The following is a 12725-nucleotide window of genomic DNA, read 5'->3' as shown; positions in this document are numbered from 1 at the left end:
ACCGCTTTGACTTTGAACTCAGTGCTGTACTGCTGGGTTTTCTTGCCCGTGATCATTTCCGGCATCGGTTTTCTCCCACTGCGGAGTTATCGATGCGTGTCCACTGAACTGGGGGAAGTCCAGCGTCCGGTTGACCGCCTTGTTAATTGCCGTTCACCACCGTGGTTGGATCTGGCATCCAAGGTCGCATGCCCTCTCCCGGACAGCTTGCACCAACTCAACGAATGGCGAAAGGAACCAGAACGCAAAAGTTGCCTGCCCGATTACCGTTTGAGACGGACGGCCCCACGACTCGGGCACGCCCTGAATACCGCCACCGCTAACCATTGTGGCAACCAAACCACAAAGCGAATTTCCCGGCCTTGGCCATCATCAGAGTGAGCGAACTTTGCAGCGAAAGTGATGCCAAGGCCTTTGCACCGCACCAGCCAAAAGCCCACAAGGGCCTGGCCATCAACGCCCGAACTCAGCCGCGTATTTGCCGCAGCGAAGCGGAGGCAAATACGTCGGCTGGAGTACCTGGTTAGCCATTGTTCTCACGAGCCAAGTACTCCTTGGCCTTCTGCCCCACGTAGCGGCGGCCCGCATTCGTGCCGTTGATCCATTCTTCCGGAGAGAAGAGCTCAAATAGGCCGACCTTGATGAGGGTGGGAACGGCGAGTTCCAACTCGCGCTCGACGTCACCACGTGCGCCCGAGTTGTAAAGGGAGACGTTGTGAAGCATCGTCGCCACTGTGCCCGTTTGAACCGTGCTTCCGTCCTTAAGGCGCACAGCAGGAAGGTTTTCACCGGGGGCGATGATCTTCTGGTTAATTGCACCAAGCTGCTCTGTATTTTCAGGTTTGCTATTTGACATTTGAACTCGTGATCCTTTGAATGGCTAACGCTTTGCTCACCGGTAAATTAGGAGCACAGCGAGTAATTTATCCGCGTGTAGCAATTTGTTATACCGAAAACTCACTGAGTGTTGCACGGCGGAAGACACCCGTAAGTGCACACGTATTCCCAAATGAGCCGACGTTCCAAATACTTAATGTAAGCTGCTGTGTACACCTCGCCCATCTCTACAGGGCAAGCGGATACCCACAGCATAGATGCATCAGTATCATGGGACATCGTTGTTCTGAAGGTGTTGCCGCCTGAATGTCCAGGCTTCACGTTAAAGGCTGACGTGTTGAATTGCCTAAGGCGATCCCCAAGTGTTTGGTTGGTTGTTTCACCTATGTAGATAATACTGCCATTGTTGACCCGGAAGTCCTCCGGCTCTTTTTTGCTGCGAGCGATAAAGTAGACTCCGGGCTGCTTTCTCCCAATGACCTCGGTTCTACTCTCCCAATTTACCCATGGCGAAAAGCCAACTTCTCCAAACATTCAGATCTCCGATGGTTCTGTATAACGCTGAAATAAGCGGCGGCCCGACAGGGACGTCCGGTGGAGGCCGCAGGCCGGAACGAATTTAATTGACTGGTTAAATTCAGCCGGACTGATTGCCATAGAGCCTTGCCCCGTAAACGACGTGCACATAGAAAAGAAGCGGCACAAAAATGAGAAATGCCAAACCAATGATCCCCTGATGCTCTAGGGATTGTCGATACGTCGGCTTGATAGCTCCAAGGGAAGCTACGTAAAAAACAAGTCTCGATACTGTAATGAAGGGCCAAGCCACAATCAGAAAAAGCATCCACAACACTGAAGCAACAACAAAAGTCTGAGCAAGCGACTCCAGCGTGCTGACGAATCCCGAACCAGTGTCTTGCATAGACTCCCTCGAATTTAACGCCGCCAACATGCGCGGCTACGAAATGGAGGCGAAGCCGCAATGTAGTAGGCGTCGCCGTGATTGGCTTTGTTAGTTTTGTTTGAGGTAACCCGGAGCATTCGGTCGGCCCTCGAGTTCCCCGTAATGAGTTGAGTCAGGGTAATATTCTGCGCTGAACTGCACTTCACCAGCCGCGCCCTCTCCGGAAGTCCTAGCTATAAACGCAAGCATAAGGTCGATGCCAGCAGAGATACCCGCGGACGTCCATATTGAACCATCCTCAACGAAACGCTTTTCTACAACCTTTACATCCCCTAAAGCTCTCAGCCTTTCGAGCGATGCCCAATGGGTCGTTGCGTTTTTTCCTGATAACAAGCCAGCGGCGTGTAGGATGAAAGCACCAGTGCATACGGATAAAATTGCCTGACAATGCTTCGCTTGCCTTTCGACGAACTCTAAAAGGGAACGGTTTTCGACCTCTTTTCGCGTTCCCCGGCCTCCCGGCACCAGCAGGAAATCTAGCTTTGGGCTGTCCTCAAAAGAAATATGCGGGTTGATCGATAAACCTCGGGCACAAGTTATGGGGGATTCGGATTCCGCAATGATGAAGCAATCTTCAGGACCGTCAGCGACCTTCGACCAGACCTTTAGAATTTCCCATGGGCCCACGAAATCAAGTTCCTCGACTCCCTCAAAAACCAAAATTCCGAATTTCATGCCTCTCCTTGTGCAACTAACGCCCGGCACACGCGGCGCTTTGTAGCAGCAAAGCTGCGAAAAAGCGCTCGCCGTGCTGCCGTTTGTTAAGCATCTAATATCAATCTCTTACCGATGCTGACAACATCGTCAGCTGCGTAGCCAAGTCGGCCATAGAAGGCTAAAACTGCTTCATTAGTACTGCGAACGACGATATTGAGCTTCGGGCAGCCCATTGCCAAGAGGGCGGCTTCGGCTTTATGCATAAGCGCCTTTCCAAACCCGCGGCCTTGGCACGGTGGTGATACGGCCAAATAGTAGATAGAACCGCGATGCCCGTCGTAGCCCGCCATGGCAGAGGCGATTACTTTGTCTTCCGCCTCGCCGACGAAGAATAGCTCGGGCTGCATTGCAATTTTCCGAGTTATATCTTTGTCGGGATCATTCCAAGGGCGAGTAAGGCCACAGGCCTTCCACAGCTCGATAACTTGGCCCCTATCACTTTCTCTGAACGGTCTTACTTCCATCTGATTTTCCGCTTAACGCCTTGGCTTTGCGGCGTACCGGAGCGCCAGCGTAGGTGCGTCCGGCAACAGCCACTTGTTATGTAGGCGAGCCACCAAAGGCTTTCGTCAGTGACTCGCCCAAAATGCACTTACTTGCCTTTTGATGGACCGTTACCCCGTCCACCTCCGGATGGATTGCCTGTGGTGCTAGGCCAGTTACCGCCCGGTCCCGGATGACTAGATGGGCCTCGCCCACCACCCTTTGTACCGCTACCACCTTTAGCCATGGTTGCCTCCTTTGGGTCTCTATTGCTCCCAAACTTTCATTCTAGGCACCACAGATCAGAAAGCCACATAACGCCAACGTAACGGGTTGGTTTGGAGCGCCAGCGGAAAACCAATCCCGTTGACGTACTTGTTATGCCAAACTACCGAATCCTGCTATGTGGAACGCCAATGCTTTCCGCTACCTTTTTAAAGGTAACCTGCTCGATGCGTTCGATTAGGTCTGAGGCATTTTGGAATCTATCATCTCTCCAAAGCTCAATTTTTAAAATCATAGGATCCGATTGGTCGTCGATAGGTGTAAGCTGGAGATCATCAATTAATTTTTGCTCTCTGCGCTCCCCGCCGAAAGGTCTATAAAGCATATAGTCCCTGCCAATCGAAACGTGAGCATGGGCGATCATGTTCCTGAGGTGATAGAGCTCTTCAATATCCTTTTTCTCATCATCGGTAAGAATGTCTGAAAAGGCCTCCTTAAACTCATTTTTCACAGGACCAAACTGCTTTTCCCAATAGGTAACTCTAATTTGGTGGAACTCGTTCGGAACACGACTTGGATTGGCTATGAATTCAGGAAGCAGACCTGGATTATTCTTGAAAATCACCAAGTCTGACATTTGCCCCTGAAGCCATGCCGTGAACATAAAAACAATTCCAGCGTTCACCATATTCTTCTCGGGCATTTCCATGGCATCCTCCTAATGCATAACGCCTTTCAGCACGCGCGGTTGCGTAATGTAGGCACAGCCGCAATGAAGCAGCCGTCGCAGTGACTGGCTTTGTTATGCCCCAAACGTGCTTTTAACGACATCGTTAGCTTTATCAAATACTTTCTTGGCCATACCTGGAAGTAGCTTTTTAACTTTTTCCCAGCGAGTTTCAGACATAGTATCGGGAGTAGTTCTCTGGATTTTTTCAGAAGCAAAATTTAAGAACTGAGCGTAAGATTCTGACTGCTCTGCAAGATCGCCTAGCCCATCAATGAATTCCAATATCTCAAGCTCTGACTTATAAAATTCCAGAAGTAGATTTCTACCTTCTTCACTTCTAGCAAGAAACTGATTTTGATCTACGTAATATTTAAATTTCTCTTTAGAGTCAGAAAACACCCATCCGAATTCCGGGTAATTCACTACTCTGATTCTAGCCTCCGATTTCTCTATCGCCCGTGAAATCCTGAGCCCGACAAACAAAACTATGAAGCCTAAAACCAGTATTGCTATCACTAACAGCACAGTAGCTAAGCTTATTTCGTAGGTCATACGATTCTCCCAATCGAGCTCGTTACTTTCGCATAACGCCAGCCAGCATGCGCGGCTACGGAATGGAGGCGAAGCCGCAATGTAGTAGACGTCGCCGTGCCTGGCCTTGTTAAATTCTTCTAGCTCTGTCTAGCTAGCTCTATTAAAAAGGCAACAACAGCCATAGCCAATACTGTCAGAATCAAGGGCGCATAATTTCCCTGTTTTGCTTCTGACGCAAGATAGGCGTTGTACTCTTTTCTACCTTGCTTCCTGCCATACCGCGACGCAGGATTATGTTGCCCTACATGGACAGAGCCGCTCCTTACATACTCTTTGGCTGACGCTAAAGTCGTAACGGGACCAAAGTCATGTTTCCCTTCGCCGGTTAAGATATACCAACCAGATCCTTGCTTAACAATGCTGCGCCCATCTGAGACTGAATAATGACCGGCCTGTATGCGAGAAATGGTAACCATGCGACTCTTCCAAATTTAACGCTGAGATAAGCGGCGGCCCGATAGGGACGTCCGGTGGACGGCCGCCAGGCCGGGAACGAACTTAATTGACTGGTTAAACGATGCCCAACTCACGCCGCATCTCCCTGAAGATTTGCTCCTGAAGACCAATCAATTCTTGAGCCTCCCCTGAAGCCTCTTCTTGCATGAATTCTTGAACCTTTTGTTGCGCAGCATCTGGCTGGGCTAAAAAGGTCGTCGCGCTCTGGTTCATCCAGTTCAGGAACGATACCGTTCTCTCCTGTACTTTTTCGAGAGCGGAGACGTAGGATTCAATCAACTCAAGCAGCGGCTCTCCGGCTTCTAGCCGAAGACCATTCATTTCGTTTTTGAACATCAAAAACTTATCTGAAATATCATTCTGGAGGCTAAGAGTCTTTTTGATGTATTCGATCGTGTTCTCGGTCGAGGGGTTTTCCAAAATCTTGAAGATTCCCTCCTGAAAACCGTCCATCAACGCGCGCCGCTGCTCCAGCGAATAAGAATCCATAAGGGCAAAGTATTTCTTATACTGAGCCAGCTTCCCTTCATAGAGACGTTTCTTCTTATCCAGCTCGAAATCTAGATGACTTTTCAGTTTGGCTAGATCTTGATCATATTCATACTTAATAGACTGCCGAAGCCGCTCTTTGATCCAGAATGCCCCGATCACGTTTATCAGTAGCGCCAGCAATCCAGAGGCTGTGATCGTAGCTAGATCCATTTTGCTCCCTTACGTTTAACGCTTCAAACACCGGCGCAGCTTTATTGCGTCCGAGTGCTTTGACTTGTTAAAGCTTGATTGGCAGTCCTGTCTTCCCGCATCTTTTCTTTCAGCATCATTAAAGCCCTCGATACATCAGGATCACGCTCTTCAAAATATAGGGCTGACTTTCTTGACTTTTTTAGAACCTTAAAGAACGTAGGCTTGTCTCTTAGCTTTACCTGCTCTGTATACACCATATGTTTCGTCTTTAGCCTTTTCTCTCCAATATCTTCTTGTCCTAAGTGAACGCTTTTTCTAGAGTAAACCTTCTTCCCGTAAAACTCTGCTCGCAGTTTCTTCAAATTACTTTCCATAAATATTGACTTAAAAGCTATGAAGGAACGAGCGTTTCTCATTTGCAACTGATTCATCCAAAAGACATCGCTCTCAAAATGCAACTCAGAAACGTTAGAAGATTTACTCCCATACTTATACACTTTCGCGTCATATGCACAAAGGCAAATCTTATCTGAAAGTGGGAGGAATAATTGAACGCCTTTGGCTAGCATGCTTCCAATACGCGGATCATTAAGATCACGATAAAACCAGTTATACCGGGCTATCGCATGATCTGAAATAATAAACTCTTCATTGGTTTTGTTTATCAAAACATGGAACTCAAGATCCTCCATTCCTTTCGAATCGATGACTCCACTTAAGGCTTGCTCAGCATTAAAATAGCGCATTGAGTCTTTATCTGACGGTCTTATCTTAAAGCCTTCCGGGTCATTTATTCCCAAATCGTTAAGTCTGTTTAAATCTGAGACTATTTGATGAAAGTGAGCGTTTATAAAGTTTAAGGCATCCTCTCTGCCCTCAACAGTTCTGGCATTTTGGCAACACATGAATTTAATTAGCTCTGTCCCGCCCTTGCCTAGCATACTGAAATCATTACACCTGATCCTGTTTATTATTTCTGATGCAGGACCTTCGATGTTTGATGACAAAAAATTCTCAATTTCATTATTTCTGTCGTAGAAGTAGTTTTGAGAAAAGACTTCTTTAACCGCTTGGTTTTTGCGAACAGCGTTCCTTTCTACATCAAAAATATGTACTTTTGGTTTCTCAGCCTCAATCGAGTCAAAACCTCCCAACAAAAACTGGGGGACATAATGTTGATTTATTGTTATTTGATTTGCCAATGCACTTTCCTTGCGTAGCAGGAGCTTTAACAGCAGTTAGACAGACCGCTACGCGATTGCAGAAATTTGACCGCTTCATTATTGCAGCCTCTGAGTCTTCATGCGTGCTGTCCAAGAATTTGCAAAACAACAGCTTAGCCCACTACTGAGATCCTTTCCATGGAATCATTTGACATCTTTGATTTCCGCCCTCAATAATACTGTATAAATATACATATTTTGGCAAGGAGCCGATCCTGATGCTAGGAAAGCAGCCTCGTTTGCGCGATCAGGTGCGCGCGGTCATTCGCGTAAATCGTTACAGCATCCGAACTGAGAAAACCTACTGGTATTGGATCCGGTACTTCATTCGTTTTCACCAGATGAAGCACCCTCGCGAGATGGGGCCACGGGAGGTCAATGAGTTTCTGACCTGGCTTGCAGTGAACCGTAACGTAGCGGCCGCAACACAGGCTCAGGCTCTGAACGCTTTGGTGTTTTTGTACGACAAAGTGCTGGACAAGCCGCTCGGAGAGATTGGCGACGTCGTCCGCTCGAAAAAACCCCGCAGACTACCGGTCGTGCTAACTCATGAGGAGGCGATGCGAATCATTAGCCAGCTCGGTGAACCCAACAAGCTGATTGCCTCTCTGATGTACGGTTCCGGACTACGGGTTACCGAGGCATGTCGGTTGCGGATCAAAGATCTGGAGTTCCAGCAGCGAGTCATCACCGTACGCGATGGCAAGGGCGCAAAAGACAGGACGACGCTCATCCCGGCGGGAGCGTTCTTTGTCCCCGGGAATAGGGTCCGAGGATGGTCAGTGCATTGCTTAACCCGAAGCACTGACCCGGTTCACACACGTCCCCCTGGATTCCAGTTCGGTCAGGTTGTCCAGTGTGGTACGGGCAATGCTTTCCAGGGCGTTGCGGGTGAAAAAGGCCTGGTGACCGGTGATGACCACGTTCGGGAAGGTCAGCAGGCGGGCGAAGACGTCGTCTTTGAGTACGATGTTGGAGAGGTCTTCGAAGAAGAGGTCGCCCTCTTCCTCATAGACATCCAGCCCCAGGTAGCCGATCTGGCCGGATTTCAGGCCCTCGATGATGGCGGCGGTGTCGACAATGGCGCCCCGGCTGGTGTTGATCAGCATGACGCCTGTTTTCATCTTGGCCACGGCGGCGGCATCGATCAGGTGGTGGGTGTCGGGGGTAAGCGGGCAGTGGAGGCTGACGATGTCGGCCTGGCTGAACAGGGTATCCAGGGTCACGTACTCGGCGCCCAGTTGTTGGGCTTCGGGGTTGGCGTGGAGGTCATGGCAGAGTACCCGGCAGCCAAATCCGCGCATGATGCGCACCACTTCCACGCCAATCTGCCCGGTGCCGACGATCCCCACGGTGCGTCCCCGCAGGTCGAAGCCCAGCAGTCCGTCCAGCGCAAAGTTGCCATCGCGGATGCGGTGGTAGGCCCGGTGGATCTGGCGGTTGAGGGTCAGCATCAGGGCCACGGTGTGTTCGGCGACGGCGTAAGGTGAATAAGCGGGCACGCGCACCACGTCGATGCCCAGCCGCTGGGCGGTTTTCAGGTCCACGTTGTTGAAACCGGCGCAGCGCAGGGCTACGGCCCGGGTGCCGCCCTCGGCCAGTTGCTCGAGAACGGCGGCATCCACCTGGTCGTTCACGAACACACACACGGCATCGAAGCCTTTGGCGAGGGTGACGGTGGCCGCGTTCAGCCGGGGTTCGAAAAATACCAGTTCATGGGAGTGGCCGTCCTGATTGGCCTGCACAAGGAACTGTTCATCGTAGGGCTTGGTGCTAAAAACCGCCACGTTCATGGCCGAAGATGCTCCGCTGTCCGGCTCGGTTGTGCCGGCGGGCCCGTCCGGGGTTCCGCCGACGCGCATGGCCTTAGCCTAGCAGAAACTCACCACTCCAGCTGCGCCCCGGTCTGGTATTCGATGACCCGGGTTTCAAAGAAGTTCTTCTCCTTGCGCAGGGTCGCCTGTTCATCCAGCCAGGGTGAGACGTTTTTCGCCCCGGGGAAGGGTTCTTCCAGGCCCACGGCTCGGGCACGGCGGTTGGCCACGAAGCGGAACTGTTCACTGTGGTATTCGGCGGAGTAGCCCAGGATGGGCTCGCGCAGGATGTACCGGGCGTAGGCGGTTTCCGCGGCTTCGGATTCGTCCCACATCTCGCGCACGGCCCTGGGGTCGAGGCGGATGTTTTCCTCTTCCAGGATCTGGTTCACCACTTTGAGGCCGAAGGAGAAGTGCATGGCTTCGTCCCGCAGGATGTACTGCAACTGTTCCCCAGTGCCTCGCATGAGGCCACGACGCTGGAGCGCGAAGATGGGACTGAAGCCGTTGTAGAACCAGCAGCCCTCGAATACGGCGGCAAAGAACAGGTAGGACATGATGAACTGCTGCAGGTCGTCGGGGTTGCGCAGGTTCATGTCCGGTCGCATGGCGGCGTCCAGGCGGCGGTTGGCGACCTGGATTTTGCGGTGGATTTCCGGCACCACGCGGTAGCGGTTGTAGATTTCGCTCTGGTCCAGGTTGAGGGTTTCGATGCAGTGCTGGTAGGTCCAGGTGTGCAGGGATTCTTCGTACACCTGGCGGGCCTGGTAGATCTGCAGCTCCGGGGCGCTCATCTTTTCCATCACCGCCAGGCCGATGTTGCGCATGGCGAGGATGTCGGAGGTGGTGAGGTAGGCCAGCACGTTTTCATAGACGTGCTTTTCCGCCGGGGTCAGGCGGTGGTGGTAGTCGTGGACGTCCTGGGCCATGTTGATGTCCAGGGGGGTCCAGTGGTTCTTGTTGGCGTTCATGAAGTACTCCCAGGCCCAGGGGTACTTGAACGGTGCCAGCTGGTTGATGTCGGTGTCGCCGTTGATGACGCGCTTGTCGTCCACGTTCACCGGGGCGGGGGCATCCGGGTTTGTGGCTTTGGTTTCGGTTTTTGGTTCGTCGTCCCAGTTCAGCATTTGAATGATCCTTTGATCCTGTAGCCTTTGGTGTATGTCCGTGGTTACTGACACGCCTCGCATTCCGGGTTGTCGATGCTGCATACCTGCGGTTGCGGGGCGGCGACCGGAGCGGTTTTTTCCGCGGCGCCGGTGGCGCCCAGGGAGCGCAGGTAGTAGGTGGTTTTCAGGCCACGCAGCCAGGCGAGCTGGTACAGGGCGTCAAGTTTCTTGCCGTTGGGCTCCGCCATGTACAGGTTGAGGCTCTGGGCCTGGTCGAGCCATTTCTGGCGCCGGGCGGCGGCCTCGACCAGCCACCGGGGGTCGATTTCAAAGGCGGTGGCGTAACGGGCCTTGAGGTCGTCCGGGATGCGGTCGATCTGCTGCACGGAGCCGTCGAAGTATTTCAGGTCGTTGACCATGACGTTGTCCCACAGGTCCCGGGCCTTGAGGTCCCGCACCAGGGACGGGTTGACCACGGTGAACTCGCCGGAGAGGTTCGATTTCACGAACAGGTTCTGGTAGGCCGGTTCGATGGACTGGGACACGCCGACGATGTTGGAGATGGTGGCGGTGGGCGCGATGGCCATGACGTTGCTGTTGCGCATGCCGTGGCGGGCGATGAGTTCGCGCACCGGGGTCCAGTCCAGGCGGCTGTCGGTGTTGATGTCCAGCTCGCCGTCGCGGCGGTGCTCACGCAGCAGGCGCAGGGAGTCGATGGGCAGGATGCCCTGCTGCCACAGTGAGCCCGGGTAGCTTTCGTAAGTGCCCCGCTCGGCCGCCAGCTGGGCGGAGGCGCGGATGGCGAAGTAGCTGATCTGTTCCATCGCCAGGTCGGCGAACTCCACCGCCTCGGGGCTGGCGTAGGACAGGCCGAGCCGGTACAGCGCGTCCTGAAAGCCCATCAGGCCGAGGCCGACCGGGCGGTGGCGCAGGTTGGAGGTCCGGGCCTGGGGTACGGCGTAGTAGTTGATGTCGATGACGTTATCGAGCATGCGCACGGCGGTGGTGACGGTGCGTTCCAGGCGCTGCACGTCCAGCTCACCGTCGACCACGTGGGCCGCCAGGTTCACCGAGCCCAGGTTGCACACGGCGATTTCCTCGGCGCTGGTGTTGAGGGTGATCTCGGTGCACAGGTTGGAGCTGTGCACCACGCCGGTGTGCTGCTGCGGCGAGCGCAGGTTGCACGGATCCTTGAAGGTGATCCACGGGTGACCGGTTTCGAACAGTACGGTCAGCATCTTGCGCCAGAGCTGTTTGGCGGAGACTTTCTTGAACAGGGTGATCTCGCCCTGTTCGGCCAGTCGTTCGTAGTGTTCGTAGCGTTCCCGGAAGGCGTTGCCGTACAAGTCGTGCAAGTCCGGCACGTCGCTGGGAGAGAACAGGGTCCACTCGGCGTCGTCGCGCATGCGTTCGATCAGCAGGTCCGGCACCCAGTTGGCGGTGTTCATGTCGTGGGTGCGGCGGCGTTCGTCGCCGGTGTTCTTGCGCAACTCCAGAAATTCCTCGATGTCCAGATGCCAGCTTTCCAGATAGGCGCACACGGCGCCCTTGCGCTTACCGCCCTGGTTCACCGCCACGGCGGTGTCGTTGACCACTTTCAGGAACGGCACCACGCCCTGGCTCTGGCCGTTGGTGCCCTTGATGTGCGAGCCCAGCGCCCGCACCGGGGTCCAGTCGTTGCCCAGGCCACCGGCCCATTTGGAGAGCAGTGCGTTGTCGCGGATGGCGCCGTAGATGCTTTCCAGGTCGTCCTGCACGGTGGTGAGGTAGCAGGAGGAGAGCTGGCTGTGCCGGGTGCCGCTGTTGAACAGGGTCGGCGTGCTGGCCATGTAGTCAAAGCTGGAGAGCAGGTGGTAGAACTCGATGGCGCGGGCGTTGGGGTCGTCCTCGCGCAGGGCCAGGCCCATGGCGACGCGCATGAAGAACACCTGGGGCAGTTCCAGCCGGGCCTTGCGCCAGTGCAGGAAGTACCGGTCGTACAGGGTTTGCAGGCCGAGGAAGCCGAACTGGTGGTCACGCTCGGGCTTGAGAGCCGCGCCCAGGCGCTCCAGGTCGAAGGCGGCCAGGGCTTCGTCCAACAGTTCGTAGCGGATGCCGGTGGCCACAAAGGCGCGCAGGGCCTGGGGATACAGCTCCGGCAGCGGCTGCTGGCGCGGCAGATCGAGGGCGCCGGCCACTTCCAGGCGCAGCTGCTCCAGCAGCAGGCGGGCGGTGACGGCGCTGTAGTCCGGTTCCTGTTCGATGCGGCTGCGGGCGGTCATGATCAGCGCGGCGAGGACTTCCGATTCGTCGATGCCGTCGTACAGGTTCCGCAGGGCCTCGTCCACCAGGGAGCCCTCGTCGATGCCTTCGAGACCGGTGGCCGCCAGCTCCACCTGCTGCTTCATCAGCCCCAGGTCCAGCGGCGCGATCTCGCCGTTGGCCTTTTTCACGGTCAGGTGCGGGTGCGCCTCCACCGGCGCCTCGTGGGCCCGCTGGCGCGCATGCTCTTCCCGGTACAGCACGTAGGCTCGGGCCACCTTGTGTTCCTCCGCCCGCATCAGGGCCAGCTCCACCTGATCCTGAATGTCTTCGATGTGCACCTTGCCGCCGGCCTTGAGGCGGCGGCTGATGGCCTGGACCACCTGGGCGGTAACCCGCTGGACGGCGTCGTTGACCCGGGCAGAGCCGGCAGCTTTGTCACCCTCGACGGCCAGGAAGGCCTTGGTGACGGCCACACTGATTTTGGACGGATTGAACGCCACCAGGGTGCCATTGCGCTTGATCACCTGGAGGGATTCGGTTTCGGTTACGGGGGCCGGCTGGGCTGCAGCCGGGGCAGATGAGGCAGACATGGTGTTCTCCTGAAATCGCGTCGGTTCCGTTTCACCTTCGCGAATGCAGGGGCAC

Annotated in this window: 12 protein-coding genes and 1 pseudogene; 1 reads left to right on the top strand and 12 read right to left on the bottom strand. The window is 54.5% G+C overall.

Annotation, left to right across the window (positions count from 1 at the left end):
• Positions 1 to 523 precede the first annotated feature (523 nt).
• From BTO32_RS06265 to BTO32_RS06220, 9 genes are all read right to left on the bottom strand, one after another.
• Positions 524 to 856 carry a DUF7709 family protein gene (locus BTO32_RS06265; RefSeq protein ID WP_076723763.1) on the bottom strand — a complete coding sequence of 111 codons (333 nt, stop codon included), beginning with the start codon at positions 854 to 856 and terminating at the stop codon, positions 524 to 526.
• A 618-nt stretch (positions 857 to 1474) separates the two neighbouring features.
• Entirely contained in the window at positions 1475 to 1759 is a 285-nt protein-coding gene (locus tag BTO32_RS06255) for a hypothetical protein (RefSeq protein WP_076723761.1), read from the bottom strand.
• Between the two features lie 90 nt (positions 1760 to 1849).
• A complete protein-coding gene (locus BTO32_RS06250; protein WP_076723760.1) occupies positions 1850 to 2476 on the bottom strand; it encodes a DJ-1/PfpI family protein in 627 nt (208 codons plus the stop codon).
• A gap of 86 nt (positions 2477 to 2562) precedes the next feature.
• Positions 2563 to 2982, bottom strand: a complete 420-nt coding sequence (locus BTO32_RS06245; RefSeq protein WP_076723759.1) for a GNAT family acetyltransferase — start codon at positions 2980 to 2982, stop codon at positions 2563 to 2565.
• A 407-nt stretch (positions 2983 to 3389) separates the two neighbouring features.
• The gene (locus BTO32_RS06240; RefSeq protein WP_076723758.1) at positions 3390 to 3935 is read right to left on the bottom strand and encodes a hypothetical protein; all 546 of its coding nucleotides are present in this window, start codon (positions 3933 to 3935) and stop codon (positions 3390 to 3392) included.
• Positions 3936 to 4028: 93 nt separating this feature from the next.
• On the bottom strand, positions 4029 to 4508 hold the full coding sequence (locus BTO32_RS06235; protein ID WP_076723757.1) for a hypothetical protein: 480 nt from the start codon (positions 4506 to 4508) through the stop codon (positions 4029 to 4031).
• A gap of 119 nt (positions 4509 to 4627) precedes the next feature.
• Positions 4628 to 4966, bottom strand: a complete 339-nt coding sequence (locus BTO32_RS06230) for a hypothetical protein (RefSeq protein WP_076723756.1) — start codon at positions 4964 to 4966, stop codon at positions 4628 to 4630.
• 94 nt (positions 4967 to 5060) lie between these two features.
• Positions 5061 to 5708, bottom strand: a complete 648-nt coding sequence (locus tag BTO32_RS17895; protein ID WP_076723755.1) for a hypothetical protein — start codon at positions 5706 to 5708, stop codon at positions 5061 to 5063.
• A gap of 41 nt (positions 5709 to 5749) precedes the next feature.
• A complete protein-coding gene (locus BTO32_RS06220; RefSeq protein ID WP_076723754.1) occupies positions 5750 to 6892 on the bottom strand; it encodes a DUF4238 domain-containing protein in 1143 nt (380 codons plus the stop codon).
• A 239-nt stretch (positions 6893 to 7131) separates the two neighbouring features.
• On the opposite strand from BTO32_RS06220, the pseudogene BTO32_RS06215 reads away from it, so the two are divergent.
• A pseudogene (locus BTO32_RS06215) lies at positions 7132 to 7632 on the top strand (phage integrase N-terminal SAM-like domain-containing protein); the annotation flags it as partial.
• Positions 7633 to 7704: 72 nt separating this feature from the next.
• On the opposite strand, the gene BTO32_RS06210 reads toward BTO32_RS06215, so the two are convergent.
• From BTO32_RS06210 to BTO32_RS06200, 3 genes are all read right to left on the bottom strand, one after another.
• The gene (locus tag BTO32_RS06210) at positions 7705 to 8706 is read right to left on the bottom strand and encodes a 2-hydroxyacid dehydrogenase (protein WP_076723781.1); all 1002 of its coding nucleotides are present in this window, start codon (positions 8704 to 8706) and stop codon (positions 7705 to 7707) included.
• Positions 8707 to 8795: 89 nt separating this feature from the next.
• Positions 8796 to 9854, bottom strand: a complete 1059-nt coding sequence (locus tag BTO32_RS06205; RefSeq protein WP_076723753.1) for a ribonucleotide-diphosphate reductase subunit beta — start codon at positions 9852 to 9854, stop codon at positions 8796 to 8798.
• Between the two features lie 44 nt (positions 9855 to 9898).
• Entirely contained in the window at positions 9899 to 12670 is a 2772-nt protein-coding gene (locus tag BTO32_RS06200) for a ribonucleoside-diphosphate reductase subunit alpha (RefSeq protein ID WP_076723752.1), read from the bottom strand.
• Positions 12671 to 12725: the final 55 nt, after the last annotated feature.

Source organism: Marinobacter lutaoensis (genome assembly GCF_001981305.1).
Classification (GTDB): Bacteria; Pseudomonadota; Gammaproteobacteria; order Pseudomonadales; family Oleiphilaceae; genus Marinobacter; species Marinobacter lutaoensis.
This window is presented reverse-complemented; position numbering and strand designations above follow the sequence as displayed.